Genomic DNA, 21666 nt, shown 5'->3' with positions numbered 1-21666 from the left:
AGCCCGCACCCCAAACCCACGTCACGCAACTTCAAGACAAATAAAATTAAACCCTGCGAATTCTAATATTATCAACAAAAAATTTCATACCGGACAGCGTTTTGCTTAGAATCATAACCCGTAAAGGGTAAACATTAGAGCTCTCTGGCGGCACAAACTCAACCACAAGCTTTTTCCAATAATTATTAGCTAGGATATCTTCCATTGCAATTCGATTGTTGCCAGAGAAAATTAACGCAACCCCATAAAAATTAGCGGACTGATCATAAGCAAGATCAGAACTAAACTCGTATTTCTGGCCAGCAGAAAACTGGTTGCCCGTATAAATCTTCTCCAGTCCAAATTCAGCCGAGACCCCGGAGTTAACTAGCCACAGATAATAACCTCCAGCTTGAGCACTAAATCCATAAATCCCGGCGTTGACAGCACGCCAACCGTTAAGCGTTTTATCATCAAACTTAGTAAATTCGATCTCAATTGGGAGAGGTTTGTTGATGACTTTGTACTCCACTATCGGAAAGCTGATGGCCAGGGTTTCATCCTTGCTTGTGCTGACCGCTGCCTTGAGCTCCATCTGCAGCTTGGTGCCATCACCCAATCCATTCAAATAACTACGAGCAATCCCTGGTTCGATTTTTCCGTTAGCGATCCAGGTCGGATTGACAGCTGCACTGCCCGCCCCGTTGTACACCGTCAGCGAATGATCAACGCCCTTGTCCGTTTTCCCCAGCAGCCTCAACCAGACGGGGTAAGGCGCAGTCATAAACGGCCAGACACCAATATGACCTGTGGCATCGCCGGTAAACGTAGTCAAGTCCAGTACTTGAGTCGCCGCGTTAGCCTGATTGATCTTGAGCACGGTTTTGGCCAACTCAGCCTGGGGTATCGGCGTTACCGTTACCCTTAACACCTTCGACGGCCAACCCACATCATTCCGTGTGACGACATATTCAAGCGTGAAGGTTCTGTCAGCGTTGCCGACATTCGCCGCAAAAGCCAAAGAGGCAATATCAAACTCCACGCTGCCCGCCGCCGCGTTCCCCGGTTTTCCGGGTATTGCTGGCGAACCGGTACCCGTCGTACCGATCATTTTGGGTTGAATGAAATCAGTATCGGCCATGCCGGTATAGCTGACCACCAGCTTGCTGCCTTGCAACACATTCATGGGTGCCAACGTGGCCGTTTCCGGGCCGGTGATACTGGCGTGGCGCAACACCGGTACCGGCAAATCCACCAAGCCACGACTGATCAGCAGGTCAGTGATTGCTGAGTAACGCTTCTTGCCGTCGCGCTCCAAGGTATAAAAAGCCGAAACCCATTCATCTTCGTTGGGCCCGATATATTTGTACGGCACCGGGAAGACAGCGACTTGCCCATCCGTGTCTACGTTGAATGGAATAGGCGGCGCGGAAACGCGGCTATACCAATACAGCGTCAACCCATCCCCGGCCTGGGTCTCGCTGAAGGGCGCCTTGACGTTGGCCCCGTTGACGACGTCGTCCGGATCCAATTGATTGCCTTGGGCCTTGTCCACCTCGGGGGCCGGCATGTCCCGTATAGGCTCCCCCACTTGATACACCTGGCGCAGAGACTCCTGAGGCTGCTCGCTTCCTCGAGTAACGCTATAAAGCACTTCGATCTGGCGCCCATCAAAGCGTGCGAGCTCGGTGCCGGACACATCAAAAGTCATTTCCTCGCCAGGGGATATCTCGCCGACGGCTCGGCCGGCAATATAGTCGACCGTACCCTCGGCGTCGGCGGCCAAGATGATCACTTGCAGCCTGTCGGAGCTGGCCCAACTGGTTTGCGCCGGGAAGCGGATGGTAATCAGCGGCAAGTCCGGCTTGAGAACGCCACCCAAGGCCTGGTCCACTGTCGGCGCAGGCCATCTGACTATCTCCCCGATAACCGAGAGGTAAAGATTGTGTGAGCGTTTGTCGGGCACGCCGGCGCTGGCACCCGTCAACTCGTAATACACCACCGCGCTGCCTTGGGCGATTGCATGCACCAAGTGGTTTTCGATCTTGAAGGTATAACCCTTCCCACCTGCCAGGGGCCGATCTTCAAAATGGGAAACCGAGCCCCCTTGGTGACTCTTCCCATTCCAGTAAAAGAAAATCTGACTGTAGGCCCTTGCATCCGCCGCTGAAACTGCCAGACCGACTTCAACGTCCCGAGTGCCTAATACTTCCAGATCAATTTCTCGATCAGTCTCAGGAAACTGGACCCAGGCCGCGCCCAGGCGATCGGTTTCCAGGTACACCGAAACCAACGCAGTTGTCGACCAGAGCGCCCAGGGATCGGGCATATTTCCGGTGGGGCCTTGAACTTGAAACGCGACCGGCAGCAACTCACTGTCCCCGGCATCCTGGATGGCTTCATAGCCCACAAAGCAAACAATGTCCCGGCCGACTTCATCCGGCTGGATCAACCGCTCGATGCGAGCCGACCCCCAGACGACGATGAGCAGGTCATAGGCAGCCATGTTCGACCAGTGCCTGCAGATTATCTCCACGCCGAGCTTGGCCCGCTCATCATTGACCCCCTCAAGCCTTACATCCTCCGGTAATTCCAACATCAGGTTCTGATTACCGGGTGCCGGGTTGAGGTCTTCTCCGCCGGGATGTTGCAGGTTGACGCGTAGACGCAATGGAGCGGTCTGGGAATTATCGTCACTGCCGCAAATAACCAGCACCTGCACCGGGTCAGCCCAGGGCTCGCGAATACTGTCGAACGGCACAGTGAAGGGGATGCGGGTCAAGTGCTCATCGCCTTCGCGAATCAGGTTGAAGGCAACCGGATTACCGGGCCCCCAGTACAACTCGAACAACGTTCCTTCGGGTGTCCCATCTGGCCTGTCGATATGCACCACCAAGGGCCGCATGGTATGCGACACGCCGATGCCGCCATCAGCGTTCTCGATATCGCCCTCGATGGGCGGGTGCATCAGCGGGATGTCCACCACTGGCAGGTTGGGAGTTAGGGAAGGACGGCGATAAAGATGCCTGGCCATTTTGCCTCCTCGATTTCACGCAGCCCCATCGACATGGGCACCATCTGGGTAAATCAGACACCTGAATGCACTGCCCTGGCTACTGTCAGAATTCACAGGTAGCGACAGACGGCCGCGTGTCTGCGTAATGACACCGCAATTGAAAAAAGTGCCGCAACACCACTCGTCGTAACCTGTGAACTTTGACAGTAGCCAGCGCTGAATCACGAGTGTTTGATAACGCCAAGGCATAGGTGGTTAAGCCGCGATGCGCCGACCGAACGACTCGCTCAGGAGAACGAAAATGAGCAACGAAAGCGCCAAGATCTCCTCGCCGGACCAACCGAGGCAGCTTCCGCGCTTGTTGATTCCGGGCCTCACAAACCAAGTCGACGGCTACGACGGGGGCATTCCGGCCTGGTTAATCGCGGCTGGCCTGAGCGTCAGAGTGGACAACACTTGGGTTGCCAGCACCGACGATATCGTCAGTATCGTCTCGATGCCTGACATGACGTTGCTGGCCATCAAGCAGGTAGCTCCTGGAGAAGAGCATCACAACAGTTATTTCTTTTCCATTCCTGCAGAAAAGCTTCCCGACGGAGAGATGCGCCTGGGATACGTGGTGAATTACAAAGGGAGCAAGGACGACTACGAGGTCTCTTATCCGCTGAGTGTGCTGATCAAAACACAACTGCCCGCCGGTGAAGATATTGAACCGATCGAACCGGGCCACTCGGAACTGGCGTTCACGCTCTCGACTCTCACGGTATTCCCACCCGATGCCACAAAAGGCGTCAATGCCATCATTGAGCCTTACCCGAATATGCATGCTGAAGACCGCATCCACTTCCAATGGGGCGGCCTGACCATCGTGCAAAAGGTCGCGGGTGTGGGCCTGCCGACGCTGATCGTCATCAATTACGCCCAGATTGCCAGCGCCGGCGATAGTGAGGACCTGCTAACCGGTTTCTACGTCGTAGACCTTGTCGGCAATGCGTCGGCCCTCAGGTCCGGATACCGGCAAGTGCGTGTAGAGCTTACCAGTGCGCAATGGGACGGCCCTTTCATCCAGTCTGACGACCCGCTGGGGTATATCGACATTGAAAAACTCGCCGGTGGCAACCTGACCGTCGGTATGTATACCCCGGCACGCGTCGGCAGGGCTGGCGACTGGTATGTCATCACCTTCAAAGCCTACCCGCCTTTGGGCGGCGAGGTGGTGCATCGGCGCATAGTCACCATCAGCAGGGCCGGTACCGTGACGTATCACGAGGTGCCTTACAGCAAGGTCCGTGCTGCCGCTGGAGGACGGGTGGAATTGAGCTACGAATTGATTCGGGCAGACGACCTGGTCAATCAAACATCGAAGAAAACCTTCGCTGAAGTGTTGGGGACGGTGGTACGGCTGGAGGCGCCCTACTTCGAAAAATACCCTGAAGATATCGTTCACATCGAAACAGAACTCGTGGTGACGCTCCCCTGGTATGCCTGGCGCACCTCCCACGACAGGCTGACGTTGATCCTGCGCTTTGTGAAGTCACTCAATGAAATCATCTTGTATAGCGTGACGAAACCGGTGGGGTCATTTTGGGGCGATGGTCAGCCGATTCAGTGGGTCATCAGAGGCGCAGACATCGAACAATTCGCAGGCTACGCCCCAGACCTTTACTTCGTGTACGAGTCCACTTCCGAATCCCCTTCCGTCAAAGCGCGGTCCACTGACCTGAACGAGTCAGTGCGACGGCGCGTGCAGATACTGTCCGGTTCTTGACTGATGTGCTTGAGCACGTACGCTCGTCTAAACCTGTCAATTTTGACAGTAGCCAAGTTCTTCTTCACAGGTGTTTGATATCTACACGCTCAGGAACAGCATCCTGTAATGCTCGCCTACGTCCTACCCGGAGAACGCCATGCCTAGTAAAAACAGCAAGCCGGCTACCACTAACAGCAAAAAGGTGTCGTCGATAAAACCCAAGTTTCTTGACACCCCGCGGGTTCCAGGGATGTCCCCAGCGTTTAAAGGCTATGACGGTGGTATCGCGCAGTGGTTGTTGGCCAAAGGATTGACCGTTGCAGTGGATAAAAACTGGTCGGCCAAGCCCAAGGATACGATCCAAGTGCTGTCCATCGCCGGAGGGGTGAAGGTCCTTGCCGAGAAAACCCTGTTGCCTGGGGAAGAACAGCGAAACAGTTTTTCATTCGCTATCTCGGACAATGACCTGCCTGAGGGCGATGTGATACTGCAGTACAAGGTGCTGTATGAGGGCGGACCGGATAATGATGCCTCCTATCCGCTGACATTAATGGTCAAGAGAAGCATGCCGGCGGGCCGCGACATGGATGAGATCGAACCAGGTCATTCTGCCCTCAACTTCACGCTGTCTGACTTAGAGATCCGAGAGATACAGGCCGATCGGGGTGTCACTATTACCTGTGATCCTTACCCGAACATGCATGAGTTGGATGTGATTGAGGCCCAATTCGGCAACTATTTTCCGCCGCGTCAGCAAGTGGCGGGGGTAGGCCTGCCGACCGAGATAAAACTCAACCGCGATCACATTATCGCCGTCGGAAACGGCACTAACCGTTTACTGAATTTTCAAGTCGTTGACGCAGTGCGCAACGTGTCCACTCCCCGCTCAAGAAATATCCCGGCGCTGGTGGATATTGGTACCGCGAATTTGAATGCACCTATCTTCGTGCAACAGCAGTTCCCCGGTGTTATCGATCTTGAATCACTCGCCGGTGAGGACCTGCATATGCAGCTTTTCACCTACCCGTGGGAGGGGCCTGTAGGACACACGTATTTTGCCACTTACCGGGGATACCCGAAGTTGGGGGGCGTGGTGCTGCACGAGGAATACGTTTCGATTACAGCGGCTGGCAGACCCCATGACTTCCATATACCTAATGACAAAGTGCGAGCCTGCGCCGGCGGCAAGATCGAGGTCAGCTTTATCTTGCTCAAGGGGCTCGACAAGGTGGGTTACTCGAAGTTTGCCTCTGCAGCGGTGCAGGATGCCCTTGTCCGGCTACAGCCGCCGATTTTTTTGCGCTACCCCTCTCATGTGGTCAACCCAGTTCCCGTCAATGGCGCCGCCGCGGAGATCCCGTGGTACGCCTGGCGTCAACCCACCGACAAGCTTATGTTGATCATGCGTTATGAGGTGCCGGGCAGCCACGACCTTATCATTTACGATGACCCCTTCACGGTCGGCCAGGTGCCCGAGGGCGTGGCGATCAGACGCCTGATTCCGTATGACGCGCTGTTGAAATTCAATCGCACGACGCCGGACCTTTACTACGTTTATGAATCCGCAAACATTCTGGCCAGCAGCAGGGACCTGAACGAATCGATACGTCAGCCAGTGCAGATTGGGGCGCCGGTAGTCAAGTAAAAACGGCTGCCCTCCCGAAAACCTTGCCCTGGAGATAGAGCAATGACCGGCAAAACGATAAAAGAGACAGGCACCCCCCTCGAAGACTACGATCTGGGCCCAGTCTTGATCAGCGGTATAACGCCTCCCGTCGAAGGGGATACCGAGTCCGACGGCGCCCTCGGCGCGCGACACGTCGAACATGACCTGGAGGTGCTGCTCCTGGGGTTTCCCGATCAGGTATTGGACACCGAGATCTACCTGATCTGGAACAACCCTCATGCGCCCGTGGACTATCTCATCATCCAACCGGAGAACCAGGGCAATCGGTTTTTCAGCTTGATGGTGGATAAGGAACAGATCCTGCCGGAATGGGCCGAAGTCTATTGCCTTATCAGGCGCCCCAGCGGCAACACCTCCAAAACCAAGCCGCTGAGGCTCAGGGTAAAACGCAACCGCCCTGGCGATCCCGACCAGCACTCTGAAAGCGGTCATCGAGGCCTGGTATTTTATCTGCCGCCCGACCTGGAAGCCGGTAGCCACGTAGACATGGCCAGGGCGGAACGCGGTGTGACGCTTGAAATTCAGCCCTGGGAATATATGGCTGAGTGGGATACCTGCCGTATTGCCTGGGGCTCAAAGATTGTCGAAAAAGTGGTGGCGGCCAGCGAAGTGGGGCGTGAATTTGAGATGACGATATCCCTTGAGGATATCCTCGAAAACCCCCACTACGTGAACATGCCGGTGGCCATGCAGATCAGGGATGTGGCCGGTAACTACCCTGCTGATCCCAATTCAGCCTCGAATTGGTCGGAGAAGAAGCGCGTCGAGGTCAACCTCGGCTTGTTACGCCCGCGCCCACCCTTCCTGGAGCAGGCCGGGGAGGACGTGAACCTTGACGAGTTGGGAGCCGCAGACCAGACAGTCCAGGTGTTTGTCGATAACAATTTTTTTGAGAAGGGCGATACGATCGCGTTTGAGTGGGAGGGGCGCGATGTTCAAAATGTGCCCTTTTTCCACTCGGAGGAAAGATCTGTCGTACTGACCAATGTTATCGAAGAGTTCGACATCCCGAATGAATGGGTACGTGCCGTCGCGATGGGTACGGTGATCATGTACTACAGCCTTTACAAGCACCGGGACGACAAATGGCTGCCATCGAGAAAAGTGCGTGTCACGGTTACAGGTAACGTTCCCGAATGGCCTGCACCGCGCATTGTCGAAGCCCCCGGTGGAGAGCTGGAGCCAACGTCCATTGCCACGATGAAGTTCAACGTACAGGATGGCTGGACCACCGCAACCAAACTGCGCATTGTGTGGGCAGCCCATTCGGTTAACTTTACAGAAGAGTTTTATCTAGATCCTTTTCCGGTTGACCGAGTGATTTCATTTACCTTAGCGAACGATCAAGTCAGACCTTTCAACACGTTGCCTGTCGAAGTGTATTACGAGCGTATCGACCTAAAGCCCGAGCGTCAGTCGCAACGTTTGCAACTTCAAGTTGGCGAGCCTGCCAGAACGTTACCCCTTGCACAAATCGAAGAGCTTTCAGGAAACTATTTAGATCCAAATAGTATTGGAGCACATGTATTGGTTATTCTTCCGCTCACCGACAGTTTTGAGAATGATTTTATCCAGATTAACTGGGACGGTGACATCACCTCAACGGCAGAAGAAACTACTGTAGGCAAAGATCAAGAAGGAGGAGCATTGAGCATACCTTTTGAACGGCGCTTTGTGGATGAAAATCAAAATCAATCGGTAAGAATTCGATACAGCTTGAGCAGGAAAGACGTGCCCAAACGGTTTTCGCAGATCCTCACAATATACATTCATGCGAAGTTTGACCACATCACTAATTTTCACCAGGGCAACTTGAACGGCTGGAGTTACGGCAATGCTGTTTCCGACCCTCAGGATCGAGCATTTAAAAATTATGGGAGCTATACCACGTTTTATAATTTAACCTATTACAATAATAGAAAATCCGGAGTGGTTTTCTCCCAGGTTTTTAATAACTTGATTCCAGGCCAACAATATGAGTTCAGTCTTAAGGCTCGGCGACACTCTGTACTTACAGCAGTTCCAGCATTTTCCTTAGGCGCCTCGGGGCACCCAGAAGCACCAATCACGCTAATTACTGACACTGTTAATTTTCAGCAAATCATTAGAACATTCACCCCCGCAACCAGCACGCTCACTCTTATTATAAATAGCCATGAGGACCGTTCGCCGGGCAACGATTATGAGTTTAGTGAAATCCGCTTCAGACTCATCTAATAAATACCGACCAATTTTATATCCCAGCTACAGGTGTTCCGCAAAAGGAATCAAAACCATGTCCAAGGTCATAACCGCTATCCCCCAACCCGTTACTGAACTAGGCAAACTTTACATTCCAGAACTCTATCCAGCAGCGCCTGGTGATACCGGGGTTGACGGTAACCTGGGGCTCAGAAATATCGAAACACCGCAGCTTGTCTACGTTAAGAAAGGGCCCCATACATACCCCGGGCAACTGTTCGAACTTTTCAGCAACGACCAAGTAATTCCAATTGCTCACACCTTTGTCATGCCCGCTGACGTCCAGAGTGAATGGCTGCCGATTCTCCTGCCCGAGGGCAGCATCAAGCCTCAATGGATAGACCCGTTGGTGTGCCGGATCAACCATACCGGCGTATCAACCCTCCCGTTGCGCTTGCGGGTCAATCTCGATATACCGGCAGGCAATGATCCGGATCCCAGTAAACCGGGACACCAAGGGCTGGTTATCTACCTGCCTGACGATGTGCTGGTTAACGGTGTCAGCGAAGAGCGAGCCCGCGAAGGGATCGAAATCACGCTCATGCCTTACCTTCACATGGCGGAAGGTGACTGCATCCGGCTGTGCTGGGGGGATCAGCAGATCACTTATTCCGTGAGCGTCACAGACCTTGGCCGCGAGATACACCTTGTGGTGCCTTACGCGAAAATCATGGCCGCCCGCGACGCCATAGGGCTGAACGTGCGGCTGCAAGTACGTGGGCCAACGGGTAACTTTACCGAGCCCGCCGCACGTTGGTCGGCGACCAGCGAAGTGCTTGTGTATGCCCAGCGGGACATTTTGAGAGAGCCTTTTACAGAGGTTGACCCGCAAACCGGGGTAATTGATCTGGATAAGTTGCAGGGCAAGCCGCTGATCGCTTCTGTGTTTGCCTCACCCGATTATTTCGAGCGACAAGACACCTTGGAGTTCTTTTTCACGGCAACCAACGCCCAAGGGGAGCTATCCATCCATAGTGAAAAACAAACAGTGGACAGGACCAACCGTATTTTTGACTTCGAGGTCCCCTATGCATTTATGGCGGACCTGATCCATGGCCACGCCAAGCTCCATTACGTACTGCACAAATACGTCCAGCCAATGGAGATGTATTCGCAAGCAGCCTATGTGAGTATCGAAGGCGCGGATGTGGAGTGGCCTGCGCCATACCTGAACGAGGCTATGCCCTTTACCGACACACGAGCTACTGAAGTCGACATCTATGCCTACGTGCCTTATCAAGCCGCCTGGAGACCGCAAGACCTGATCACCCTGGTCTGGGTATTACCTGACCCTGAAGGCACCGTGGAATACCGCTCTAGCTGTAATGCCGGCGCACGCCCGGAGCACGGCGCCATTGAGTTCGTACTACCGGCAGAGCAGATCAAGCGGTTCGAGGGCCGCCCTTCGCAGATGTACTACGAAGCCAACAACAGTGAGGGGGGCTCGCTGGGGGTCTCAGCACGCAAGCCCCTGCAAGTAGGTGAGCGGTGGGCCCCCATGGCAGCCCCCGTCGTCGACAAGGTCATCGGGCATCAACTTGACCCGGACCTGATAGGTGACGGTGTCTGGGTGACTATCCCTTCCCCTCCAGTAGGCCGGGAGGTTCGCTTGCACTGGTACGGCCCAAGTAACCGCGTTGAAATGCTCAAGTACATAGAAACCCCTGGCGATGTACGGATCAAAATACCCGCCCACTATGTGCTGGAAGACCTCAACCGCCTCGTAAAAGTCTATTGGCAAGTCAGCCTGAACGGGACTGCGCACCGCTATTCCAAAGTCGTCACACTGCGGATTGCGCGTCGCGGCATAGATGGCTGTGAAAACAGGTAGCAGGTGTGATCATCACGTTCAACGCTGAAGTGTGTACCTCGATTGGCAACGCTCTCTTAACCGTGGAGAACTTCATAATGCCTAATGCTTCTGAAAAAAACACTGGCGGTTCAACTACGGATGACCAACCTGAGCTGATTATCCAGAATCTGGGCAGGCCTATCGCTGAAGATACCGTGCCGGATGGGTGCATTGGCCTGAGGCACGTCGAATATGACCTCACCCCCCTGCTTTTTCGATCCTTTCAGCAAACGTTCGCGCTCGACACCGTGCTGTATCTGTACTGGAACGGCCCGACACCGGAGGATTACCTGGTCATCGACGACAGCAACGTGGATCTCCTGGTTTATCCCCTGACGATGCGAAAAGAGAGCATTCTGCCGGCAATGGCCAAGGTGTATTGCACGGTGGAAGAGCCTGCTGCCGACCCCGTCGACTCCAATAGCCTCACACTGCGGATCAAACTGAACCGTCCCGGTGAACGCGACCCAAAGCCGGGCCCCGAATTTCCGGGGCATCAAGGACTGGTGGTTTTTTTACCTGAGGATATCGAAGCGGGTGCCGTGATAGATCGTGAGAGGGCCATATCGGGAGTCATTCTGGAGGTCCAGCCCTACGAGAATATGGAGGAATACGACACCTGCAGATTTGCCTGGGGCTCAGAGCTGTTCACCCATGTCGTCACCTTCCAGGAAGTTGGCAGGGGCTTCCAGATCAAGGTTCCCACTCAGGTCATCCTCGATGCAGGTAGCGACCCTTACCTGAAAATGGCGATGCAAGTCATCGACGCCGTTGGCAATTATCCAGTCTACGCCCCTGAGTCGGACGCCAATTGGTCACCGACCCAGACGGTGGCGGTTGACCTCGGCACCCACCCTCTGGAGGCTCCTTTTATTGAACAACCAGGGGAGATCGTTGACTTGAAAAAGCTGGGCGATAAGCCGCAGAAGGTCCTGTTGTTTCTTCACCCCGAGGTCTTCGGTAAAGGTGATCGCGTACACCTGGACTGGGCGGGTCGAGACGCGGAGAACATCCCGGTGCCCTACCGCGAGGAGAAAGTGGTCGAACGCACCAATAGTTTCATGGAGTTCAATATCCCCAATGAAAGGCTCAAGGCGCTGGGAGGCGGTATTTCGTTCTTGTCTTGTAGCCTGCAAAAGGCGAGAACCGATGACTGGCGGGTGTCGAAGAAGGTTCGACTGAACATACGCGGTGCCGCCAGCCCGTGGCGTGCGCCTCAGGTTCTGGAAGCCTCGGCAGGCTATCTGGACCCCACTCTTGCCCAGGTGACAGTGTCCATGATAGCGCCCGATGGATGGGATGCTTCGGTCCCAATACGCCTGGTGTGGGTAGGCCGCTCGACGATCTACACCCAGGAATACACGCTGCTCACCCTCCCTGAGGATCGTATCCTGGTGTTCAGGATCGAGGGTGAGCAGATCAGGCGTTTTAATCACCAACTCACCGAGCTGTACTACGAACGTGCCGATCATGCCTCTGGCCGTGCGTCGCAACGTCTGCAATTACAGGTCGGCGAGCCGCTCGGCCGATTGCCAAAGGCGCGAGTTGAAGGCTCGACGGTTGAGCACCAAGTGAGCGTCGTACTGCCGTTCACCGAAACAGTGCCCGGCGATATCCTGACCTTGCAATGGAGCAGCAGCCAGGCCAGAACCTCGGGGCCCACAACACTGACTGCGGAAACAGCCGGCCTGGCACTGTCTATTCCGATTTCGGTGGAAAACCTCAAGGATGGCGAGATCGTGAAGGTGTTCTACAGCCTTAGCCGTAGCGGCCAACCCACTCGGTATTCGGAGCTGCTGGTATGGGTAAAGGGCCAATGAAGGAGAGCGTCAAGGCTCACGCGTCCACCAGCGCGGCAACAGCTGCCGCACCCGCTGTTCGCCAAACCGATCATCAATCAACATCACCACCCCCCGATCCTGTTGGCCGCGAATCACCCTCCCCGCCGCCTGCACGACTTTTTGAATACCGGGATACAGGTATGTGTAGTCGTACCCCGCGCCAAAAATCGCGCCCATGCGCAGTTTCATCTGCTCGTTCACCGGGTTGAGCTGGGGCAAGCCCAGGGTGGCGATAAACGCGCCGATCAAGCGCGTGCCGGGCAAGTCAATGCCTTCGCCGAACGCGCCACCGAGCACAGCAAAGCCGATGCCCTGGCTGTGCGGGGTGAACTGGTCGAGAAAGGCTTGGCGTTCAGCCTCGACCATGCCCCGCGATTGCAGCCACAGCGCAATCTGTGGGTGTCGCTCAGCCAGTAGCTGCGCGACCTGTTGCAGGTAATCGAAGCTGGAGAAAAACGCCAGATAGTTACCCGGTTGCGCGGCGAACTGCTGGGCGATCAATGCCACGATGGGTTCCAGCGATGCCTGGCGATGCACGAACCGCGTGGAGATCCGCTCAACGATGCTCACCTGCAACTGCTCGGCCTTGAATGGCGATTCCACATCGACCCAGGCGGTGTCCGCTGGCAGGCCCAGCAAATCGGCGTAATAGTGCCGTGGGCTCAAGGTCGCGGAAAACAACACGCTGCTGCGCGCAGCCGTAAGCCTGGGCCGGATGAATTCGGCCGGTACCACGTTGCGCAGGCACAGGGTCGAGCTGCTGCGCTTGGCGGTGAACGAGCGCTTAGTGATATCGAAAATAAAGTGCTCGTTAAACAGCTCCGCCACCTTGGCCCATTGCAGCGCGTCGAAGTAGAAGGCTTGCAGGTCACCGTTGAGGGCATCGGGGTGATCGTTGAAGTAATCGCCCATGGCGCTGGTGCACAGGCTCAGGGCCTGGAGCAGTTTGTCGGGTTTGGCGGCGTAGGCCTGATAAGGCGCCAGCTGGTCCTTGTGCAACGCGTTCCACTCACGGTTGAGGCGCTGCAAGGGTTTTTTCAGCGCCTCGGGTGCGCTGTCGCGCACGGTCTTGAGGCTGTATTGATCCAGGCTGGCGCTGTACATCGAGCGGGCTCGCTCGACCAGGTTGTGGGCTTCATCCACCAGCACCGAGACCTGCCATTGGTTGAGCTGGGCGAGGCCGAACAGCATCGCGACAAAGTCGAAGTAATAGTTGTAGTCGGCGACGATCAGGTCGCTCCAGCGCGCCATTTCCTGGCTCAAATAGTACGGGCATACCTGATGAGCCAGCGCCACGTTGCGCAGGCTGCGTTGATCGAGCAGGCGCACCTGGGACGCGGCCTGGCGGGCGGCAGGCAGGCGGTCGTAAAAGCCCTTGGCCAATGGGCAGGAATCGCCATGGCAGGCTTTGTCCAGGTGTTCACATGCCTTGTCCCGAGCCACCAGTTCAAGCACACGCAGTGGCAGATCGGGACTGCTGTCGTACAACACCTGCGCAGCATCCAGGGCCAGCTTGCGCCCGGGCGTCTTGGCGGTGAGAAAGAACACCTTGTCCAGTTGCTGCGGCACCAAGGCCTTGAGCTGCGGGAAGATAGTGCCGATGGTCTTGCCAATGCCGGTGGGCGCCTGGGCCATCAGGCACCGGCCTGTACTCACTGCTTTGTAGACCGACTCGGCCAAGGTGCGCTGCCCGGTACGGAAGTCGGCATGGGGAAATGCCAGGCTCTGCGCGCCAGCGTTGCGTGCCTCGCGATGCTGCATTTCTTGCCGGGCCCAGTCCAGGAACAGCGCGCATTGCTGGTTGAAGAACTGCTCAAGGTCTGGCGCATCGAATCGCTGGTTGAGCAAGGTTTCGCCTTCGCCGACGATATCGAAGTACACCAGCGCCAGGTCGATCTCACTGAGCCCGAGCTTCTGGCACATCAGCCAGCCATACACCTTGACCTGGGCCCAGTGCAGTTGCCGATGGTTGGCGGGCTGGGCAGCGAGGTCGCCGCGGTAGGTCTTCACCTCTTCGAGGCGGTTGCTGTCCGGGTCATAGCCGTCCGCCCTGCCCCGTACTTTGAGTTGCTGGTACTCGCCTTCAAGCGCCACTTCACTCTGGTAGTGCGCATTGCGCCGTGACGCTACCGTGCGATGGCCGACGATGCCTTCCTGGGCACTGGGCGACGGCGTAAAGCGCAGGTCGAGGTCACCGGCCTTGGCCGTGAACTCACACAACGCCCGCACAGCCACGCTGTAACTCAAGCGGGTTGCTCCGCCCAGCGCACGTAGCAGACGGTGACTGGCATCTGGTGCTCGCCGCAGAATTGCAGCCAACGCAACTGGTTGTCTTGCAGGCGGTCGCCGGGGCCTTTGACCTCGATCATGCGATAGGTATTTTGCGCGGGCCAGAACTGGATAAGGTCCGGCATCCCGGCACGGTTGGCACGGATATCCTGCAACAGGCGCGTAAACCAATGGCGCAAGTGTTCGGCGGGCAGGCAGGCCAGGGCTTGCTCCAGCAGTTCTTCGCTGAGCAGGTTCCAGAACACAAAAGGCGACTGAATGCCCCATTTCTCTACATAGCGTTGGCGGATGCTGGCCTTGTAGCGACCATCCTCCAGTTGTGCAAAGCACGCGGCAAACAAGGCTTCTCGGCGTTGATAAAAGTCCTCGCTGTGCAGGTCCGCTGGCCCACGCTGGAACGGGTGGAAAAACGCCCCCGGCAGCGGGGCGAAAATCGCCTCCCAGCACAGCAAGCCAAACAGCGAATTGATCAGGCCATTCTCGACGTAATGCACGGGCGCATCCGGTTCGCTCAGGTGCGCCAGCACACTGGATTCCACCGACAGCAGCGGTTCCTGCATCAGTGCCAGGTCCAGGCGCGCCACCGCTTGGGGCTTGGCCCTGGGCAGCGCCGGCCCGCCAAGTTTGCGCCGCAGGCGCGGCACTACCCTTAGCAGTTGTTGGTGTTCGGCGGCGCTGTGTGGGGCCTGTTGTGCCTCGGTCGCCAGGGCCATGGCTTGGGCGTAATCCTCCTGGCGCTCCAGTACGCGAATCAGCCGCGCCCGGGCACCGGGGTGCGTGCAACCGCGGTAAATCTGTTCGGCCAGCGCCAGCTCGGCGCAGCGTTCGCAATACTGGCCAATCTGGAACAACAGCTTGGCGCGGCGCTTTTCCAGCCAGGGGTTGTCGGTACACAACGTGGCGACCTGCGCCAACACCGTATCCAGCGCGTCACCGGCTTCAAAGGCTTGCTGGCACTGGTGCAGGAACAGAAACCCGTGCACATCCTCACGGCTGCGTAACCCACGCGACTCGGCGCAGAACTCGACTTTTTCATAGGTGTAGATGCCCAGGTCTGCCAGCACGAATTCCGACCAGTCCTGGTGCAGATTGCCGAAGAACATCAGGCGCAGGCGATCACACAACTCCATTACCGTCAGGCTGTAGAGCGCGTCGTCTACGTCGGGGCACCACTGGGCAAAGCTGCGCGACTCGGTAAATTGCGCGGCCAAAGGTTCAAGCCAATCGGCCTTGTTACCCTTGGGTTGATCGATCCAGGGCTTGAAGGCGCCGAGCAATTCACTCTTTTGCAGCAGCGCGAACAGGGTGGCAAACGGCAGCGGGCTTTGATCCTCCACCCATCCCAGCTCACGCAATGGCCCCGCCGCCGCATGGGGGCAACCGATTTCCAGGTAATGGAGTTTAGTGGCGCGAAAATGCACGCCCTTGCGCATCACCATGCGCACCAACAACGCCTGGGAGGCCTGGGGCAACCTGTCAAATTGCTGAATGAATTGCTGTTCGTGCGCATCGAGCAAATCGGCGTAGCGTTGCCCCAACCAAACCAGCACTTGGCGGAAGTTATGCAGGTAATACAAGGGGTCTTCGAGGGGGTTGGCCATGGTGCAATGCAATCAAATACTGGTTATGCATACAGAGTGCCGGGGCAAAGCCGTTGTTGCAATCAGTAATAGATAAATGGCGCCTGCAACTTTTTGCAAAAAAACAATCTGATGAGTGGGTTGATCGCGTAATATTTATGGCCCCGCAAGCAGACGCTGCGGGACTTTTCAGGGTTAAAGGTAAGGGTTATGAACATGAAGAATTTGGGTCTGCCACTGGTTGCACTCACTTTTCTGGTATTGGCCGGTTGCTCCACGCAAACCGTGGTGACCTTGCAGAACGGCACGCAGTATTTGACCAAGGACACGCCCAACGCCAAGACCGCCGACGGCTTCTACGAGTTCACCGATATTGCCGGCAAGCGTATTCGTATCAAGGCCGATGATGTGGCCACGGTGCGTAAGGAAAAATGATCATCTAGCAAAACCCATCAAATGTGGGAGCTGGCTTGCCTGCGATAGCGATTTTTCAGTCACCGCATGGCTGTCTCGACCGCGCCATCGCAGGCAAGCCAGCTCCCACACCGAATGCGTTAGCTGATGACTATCCCCTCCCCCGACAGACTGCTCACACCCACCAGCGTCACCGAATCCGTCCCAAAGCCAATGACTGTATCCCCGCCCACCACCTTGATGTGATCGCGGTAATCATTGCTGCCCGCCACGTCGTTGAACACCAGCTTGTCCGTCGCCTGGTAGCCGATCACCCGGTCATTGCCAAACTGCCCGCTGAACAAAAACGTGTTGTGCCCGCTGCTGTCGCGGATGGTGTCATTGCCCTTGCCACCTTCGATAAAGTCCGCGCCCCTGCCGCCTTTGATCAAGTCGTCGCCGTCGCTGCCGATGATGAAGGTATTGCCCTTGTGCGCCTCGGCATTGCGGTTGAGGTCTTGCACCCAGGTGGTGGCCCGTGCCGGGTCGGACAGGTTGGCGACGATCACCGTGGAGTCGCGGGTCATCTGTTCGTAGAACCCCGAGTCGAGGATACGGGTCATGCCGTCACCGTAACCGGTGGGCAAGTGCGAAACCCAGGTGGGCAGGTTGAGGATGGAAAACGGCAGCACGTTCCACAGGGATGAGGCGTAGTGATCGTTGAAACTGACAATGTTGTCGGTGCTCGATTCGTGGGCCTTGTCGTGCACGCCAAGGGACGACAGGTTGAATGACGAGCCATCCAGGGCTCGGAATACTGGATCGTTTTCATAACCGACGTTAAGCACCTTGTCGCCGGCGCTCTGGGTCGGCGATGCGTAGGCCACGTAATTGGCGTCTTTATAAAAACCCGACCAGGTACTGTCGCTCAAGTCGGCCATGCTGTTGACCGCCATGCCACCGAGGCTGTGCCCGCTGACCACTACGTCATTGCCGCCCAGGCCCTGGGCAGTGGCGTAGTCCGCCACGTTCTTGAGCAACCCGCCAAAAGCCTCCCCCGCGTAGTTCTTGGCATAATCCTTGGGCCCGAAGGCGGCGAGCAGGTCGTTGATCACATCGCCGATGGAGTCGGTGATCACGTTTTCCCGAGGCCCTGAAGTGCCGCGGAAACTGATGCCGATTTCCAGCAGCTTGCCAGCGTCATCGTACTTGCCCAGCACCTCGGCCTGCGCCGTGCCGTAGCCGAATTTTTCGCCAAAGAAGGTGCCGCGCGCATCGACCTTGCCGCTATAGCCCAGGGTACTGGCGCTGATGGGCGTCCAGCCGGCTGCTTGCACCGCCTCAAGGGCGGCTTTTTCCGAGTCGGGGTTCCAGGGGATCCCGGGGATGACCCCTTGGGCATTGCTGCCGCCAATCAGCGCGCTGACCAGGGTGGCCGGTAACCCCAGCCCGAGGCCATTGTTCTGGTAGCCGACGGCAAAGCCGTTATCCAGGTTGTGGTAGGAATACAGCGTGATCGCCATGGCATCGGCGAACAACGCCTTGGAGCCCTCGGTACCGAGGTTTTTATAGTCAAAGATACCCATTGGTAGTGCCTCTCTGTTGTTGGATTTGTAGAGAAAGCCAAAACACCTGTTATCCGTTTCCACCTGTAGGAGCGAGCTTGTGTGGCGAGGGAGCTTGCTCCCGCTGGGCTGCGCAGCGGCCCCAAAAACTTGCGGGCGCTGCGCACCCGAGCGGGAGCAAGCTCCCTCGCCACAACCAAGTGCACCTGGCCTTTAGAACGCCCAGTCCAGGCTCAAGCCGACGCCGTGCACCTTCTCCTTGCTGGCCAGCAGGCCGTTGTAATCGAAGTTCACCCGCGCATCCTTGCTCAATGCCAGGCTGACCCGTGCCCCAACCAACGCCGCATCGCGCACCATCGGCGCACTTTCCACCGTGAACGAAGGGCCGCCCGAGGCAAACGCCAGGTGCTGCTCCGAATCGGTGCTGCTCAGGTTGTGCTGCCAGCCCAGGGTGCCGGAGACTTCCAGTTGCTGATGGTCGTTGATATTGAAAGTCTTCAAGGCCCGCATACCCAGGGTGCTGAGCACCAGGTCACGGCTGTCGTCGCCACTTTTCAGCGCGGCGGCGTCGCCCTTCTCTTTGAAGCTGTCAGTTGCCAGGTGCACGTAGGCCAGGTTGGCGAACGGCTCCAGGGCCAGTGGTTGCAGGTTGATGCGGTACGCCGCTTCCGTGAACACCTGGGTACTGTGGGCATCGACCTTGGCTTTTTGCTTGCCGCTGACGTCGCCGTATTGCAGGTCGCGTTTGACATCGGCGCGGTGCCAGCTGTAGGTCGCGCCGCCACTCAAGCGCCAGGCGCCGATTTCATGCCCGGCATAGGCGCCGAAATGGTAGCTGTCGACCGAGGCACGGCTGTGGGTGCCGCTGCCCATGTTCAACGACGTGTCGCTGTAACCGGCCACCAGGCCAATGCGTGTGGCCTCATCGACGGCGCCGTCCACACCGGCGAGCATGCCGCCGATAGAGGTGGTGTAGCCCGCCGTGTCGTTGCGGCTGTCGGTCTTGCCCCAGGCGCCCAATGCCTTGACCCACACGTTGCCACGGCTGTCGATGGCTTGGCTGGTAGCGCCCATCTCGCCATTGCGCAGACGCTCGCCCACCGCTTCGCGTACGTAGCGGCTGTCATTGACCAGTGCGGTTTCCAGCGCCGGGTAAACCTCGCCGCTCAGTTGCTGGAACGCGCCCTGGGCCGAGGCGGCCGTGGGTGCCAGCAGCAGGCTTTCGTACACGCCATTGCCCGCGCCCAATTGCTCGACGGCTGCGGCCACGGCGCGCTGGTTCGGCGTGGCGGCCACACTGGCGAAGCTGTTGGTGCGTGCCACATCCAGCTGCACGCCGTTGGCGGCATAGTTCAAGGTACCGCCGACAAACAGGTAATCAGGCAGCACCGCAGCAAAACTGCCGGTGACGCCACCTGCCGCTTGCAGGATGTTGTATTGACGGCCGATCAGGCTTTGGGCCTGGGTTGCGCTCAACAAGGTCGGGCTGTTTTCCAGGGCCAGGGTCACGGTGCCGCCGTTGAGGGTGGCCGTGCCGTCCGCGACGATACGATCGCTGCTGGTGGGCGACAGTTCTACCGCATAGGTCGAGCCCGGTTCAAAGTTGACGTTGCCCGTCACGTTCAAGGTGCCAATGGAATTGCCCGGTGCCACGGTACCGCCGCTTTTCGCGCTCAGCGAACCGATACGCCCCGAACCACCGACCACGCCGCTCTGGCTCACGGTGACGTCGGAGGTGACCGAACCGTTGATCGCCAGCAAGCCCTGGTTGACCAGCGTCGGCCCGCTGTAGGTGTTGGCGCCGGTGAGCACCAAGGTACCGATGCCCTGCTTGGTCAGGCCGCCATGGCCCGAGATGTCGTTGCTCCACACATCGCGCCCGCAGTGCAAGTCATCGCACACACGCTGGGTGGGTTTGCCGGCATCCACCACCGCGCCGACGCCCGGCAGGTCCGCCACGAACTGGCCGCTGCCGTAGGCGCCGTCGATACGGAACTCGGCCGGGATATCCTCGGCGGTGATAAACATCCCTGGGCCGTTGACCGCCTTGCCCAGGTTGATCATGCCCCAGCCGTACAGCGAGTCGATGCCCGGCGCGCCGAGGTCGGTGGCGGTGGTCTTGAGCACGGTGGAGATCTGGTCGCCGCTCATGTATTGGAAGCGTTCCATCAGCACCGCTGCGCTGCCGGCTACGTGAGGCGCGGCCATGGATGTACCGTTGAAGTTGGCGTAGTCGTTGGTGAGGTTGTCCAGGTTGGTGCCGTTGATGATCGAGCTGTAGATCTTGGTGCCGGGCGCCGATACGCAAAAGCTCGCCGCATAGCCACAGCGCGAAGAGAAGGTGCTGATCACATAGGGGTTGGCACTTGCGGTGTCCGGGTTTTGCTGCAAAGCGGCCACCGACAGCCAGTTCGGGGCAATCTCCGGCACAAAGTACGCCAGACCGGAAATGGCATCCGGGTTGTTACGGTTGTAGTCATTACCCGCGGCGAAGATGGTCAGCACACCGCTGCGGGCCGCATCGATGGCGCCTTGATAAGCCCCCCCTGCAATTGTGCCGAGGATCGGTCGAATGGTGTTGAATTGCGCTTGGGCTTCGTTGACGGTGAAATTGGGAAACGCCGGATCGCGCCCGCCCTTGGCGTACTGATCACCGATGCCGATACCCCAGCTGTTGTTGATGATGCGAGCACCGCTGGCAACCAACGCATCCCAACCGGCTTTGTACACCGCGCCATCGTTGCCCAGGATAATTCCGTCTTCCGGGCCCGGGTCACCGTTTTCGGCACTGATGATTTGCGCATTGAACGCCACGCCATGCATCGGCCCGCCATCGCGGTTACCCGCAGCAATCCCGCCGACATGCGTGCCGTGGTTGCCCAGCTTGCCATTGGAGCCCAGGGACGGAGTGCCGTCGTAACGGAATGCATCTCCGGCCTTCACCGGGATATACGGGTCGGTGTATTGGCGGATGCCCTCGGTGACAATGGTCACCACTTTGTTGGAGCTGGCGAATTCCGGATGTGGCGCATACACCGGCTGGTCGAAGATCCCCAGCTTGACGCCCTTGCCGGTATAGCCGGCCGCATAGGCGGTGTCGGCGTGCACGGCGCCCAGGCCCCAGTCGGCCTTGAACTCATTGCTGCGCCAGCTGGCGGCGTCGCCCAGTTTGCCGGTTTCCACATAGGGTGCAGCCTGGGCGGTCCCCAGGCTTGCCAGGCAACACAGCAACGCGCCGTATGGCACGCAGCTCAGCGCCTTGAGCGGATAGCCCGGGCCTGTGTGGATGGCGGTAGTTAACCCTGACTTGCGTTTTTTCACGGTGACCTTCCTTAGTTTTCTTATTGCACGTGTGTAAATCACTTTCTCCAGAACACCGCCGCCTCCATGTGGGAGCTGGCTTGCCTGCGATAGCGTCCGGCCAGTCACGCCTCTGCTGGCGGCCCCACCGCTATCGCAGGCAAGCCAGCTCC

General features: G+C 57.6%; 11 protein-coding genes. 6 read left to right on the top strand and 5 right to left on the bottom strand.

Features of this window, described 5'->3' with window-relative positions; translation table 11 throughout:
* Positions 1 to 46 precede the first annotated feature (46 nt).
* Positions 47 to 3013 (bottom strand): hypothetical protein, encoded by a 2967-nt coding sequence (locus CLM72_RS13655; RefSeq protein ID WP_105226804.1) that lies wholly within the window; start codon positions 3011 to 3013, stop codon positions 47 to 49.
* 283 nt (positions 3014 to 3296) lie between these two features.
* Here CLM72_RS13655 and CLM72_RS13650 point away from each other — a divergent pair, with 283 nt between their 5' ends.
* The 5 genes from CLM72_RS13650 (at position 3297) to CLM72_RS13630 (ending at position 12345) form a co-directional block, all read left to right on the top strand.
* Positions 3297 to 4763: a hypothetical protein gene (locus tag CLM72_RS13650; RefSeq protein WP_105226803.1), complete on the top strand. Its 1467-nt coding sequence runs from the start codon at positions 3297 to 3299 to the stop codon at positions 4761 to 4763.
* Between the two features lie 139 nt (positions 4764 to 4902).
* The gene (locus CLM72_RS13645; RefSeq protein WP_105226802.1) at positions 4903 to 6390 is read left to right on the top strand and encodes a hypothetical protein; all 1488 of its coding nucleotides are present in this window, start codon (positions 4903 to 4905) and stop codon (positions 6388 to 6390) included.
* Positions 6391 to 6432: 42 nt separating this feature from the next.
* On the top strand, positions 6433 to 8649 hold the full coding sequence (locus CLM72_RS13640) for a hypothetical protein (RefSeq protein ID WP_105226801.1): 2217 nt from the start codon (positions 6433 to 6435) through the stop codon (positions 8647 to 8649).
* 58 nt (positions 8650 to 8707) lie between these two features.
* Positions 8708 to 10504 carry a hypothetical protein gene (locus CLM72_RS13635; protein ID WP_105226800.1) on the top strand — a complete coding sequence of 599 codons (1797 nt, stop codon included), beginning with the start codon at positions 8708 to 8710 and terminating at the stop codon, positions 10502 to 10504.
* Positions 10505 to 10509: 5 nt separating this feature from the next.
* Positions 10510 to 12345: a hypothetical protein gene (locus CLM72_RS13630; protein WP_105226799.1), complete on the top strand. Its 1836-nt coding sequence runs from the start codon at positions 10510 to 10512 to the stop codon at positions 12343 to 12345.
* A 9-nt stretch (positions 12346 to 12354) separates the two neighbouring features.
* Here CLM72_RS13630 and CLM72_RS13625 read toward each other — a convergent pair whose 3' ends face one another.
* Entirely contained in the window at positions 12355 to 14613 is a 2259-nt protein-coding gene (locus CLM72_RS13625; protein ID WP_105226798.1) for an ATP-dependent DNA helicase, read from the bottom strand.
* Positions 14610 to 16256: a VRR-NUC domain-containing protein gene (locus CLM72_RS13620; protein ID WP_105226797.1), complete on the bottom strand. Its 1647-nt coding sequence runs from the start codon at positions 16254 to 16256 to the stop codon at positions 14610 to 14612. The genes CLM72_RS13625 and CLM72_RS13620 overlap by 4 nt, the downstream gene beginning before the upstream one ends.
* Before the next feature lie 189 nt (positions 16257 to 16445).
* Here CLM72_RS13620 and CLM72_RS13615 point away from each other — a divergent pair, with 189 nt between their 5' ends.
* Positions 16446 to 16670, top strand: a complete 225-nt coding sequence (locus CLM72_RS13615; protein ID WP_003191162.1) for a YgdI/YgdR family lipoprotein — start codon at positions 16446 to 16448, stop codon at positions 16668 to 16670.
* Between the two features lie 119 nt (positions 16671 to 16789).
* Here the strand turns inward: CLM72_RS13615 and CLM72_RS13610 are convergent, their stop codons facing one another.
* Both CLM72_RS13610 and CLM72_RS13600 read right to left on the bottom strand, forming a co-directional pair.
* The gene (locus CLM72_RS13610) at positions 16790 to 18214 is read right to left on the bottom strand and encodes a lipase (RefSeq protein ID WP_105226796.1); all 1425 of its coding nucleotides are present in this window, start codon (positions 18212 to 18214) and stop codon (positions 16790 to 16792) included.
* A 192-nt stretch (positions 18215 to 18406) separates the two neighbouring features.
* Entirely contained in the window at positions 18407 to 21514 is a 3108-nt protein-coding gene (locus tag CLM72_RS13600; protein WP_105226795.1) for an autotransporter serine protease, read from the bottom strand.
* Between the last annotated feature and the right edge of the window lie 152 nt (positions 21515 to 21666).

It is taken from the genome of Pseudomonas sp. MYb193 (assembly GCF_002966775.1).
GTDB classification, from domain to species: Bacteria; Pseudomonadota; Gammaproteobacteria; order Pseudomonadales; family Pseudomonadaceae; genus Aquipseudomonas; species Aquipseudomonas paracarnis.
The sequence above is the reverse complement of the archived record's forward strand: the minus strand, read 5'-3'. Positions and strand labels throughout refer to the sequence as shown.

Bases quoted from the DNA above. Each gene is read 5' to 3' on its own strand.
- CLM72_RS13620 (WP_105226797.1), bottom strand. From the start codon at position 16,256: ATGGCCAACCCCCTCGAAGACCCCTTGTATTACCTGCATAACTTCCGC.
- CLM72_RS13615 (WP_003191162.1), top strand. From the start codon at position 16,446: ATGAACATGAAGAATTTGGGTCTGCCACTGGTTGCACTCACTTTTCTG.
- CLM72_RS13645 (WP_105226802.1), top strand. From the start codon at position 4,903: ATGCCTAGTAAAAACAGCAAGCCGGCTACCACTAACAGCAAAAAGGTG.
- CLM72_RS13610 (WP_105226796.1), bottom strand. From the start codon at position 18,214: ATGGGTATCTTTGACTATAAAAACCTCGGTACCGAGGGCTCCAAGGCG.
- CLM72_RS13635 (WP_105226800.1), top strand. From the start codon at position 8,708: ATGTCCAAGGTCATAACCGCTATCCCCCAACCCGTTACTGAACTAGGC.
- CLM72_RS13640 (WP_105226801.1), top strand. From the start codon at position 6,433: ATGACCGGCAAAACGATAAAAGAGACAGGCACCCCCCTCGAAGACTAC.
- CLM72_RS13655 (WP_105226804.1), bottom strand. From the start codon at position 3,013: ATGGCCAGGCATCTTTATCGCCGTCCTTCCCTAACTCCCAACCTGCCA.
- CLM72_RS13650 (WP_105226803.1), top strand. From the start codon at position 3,297: ATGAGCAACGAAAGCGCCAAGATCTCCTCGCCGGACCAACCGAGGCAG.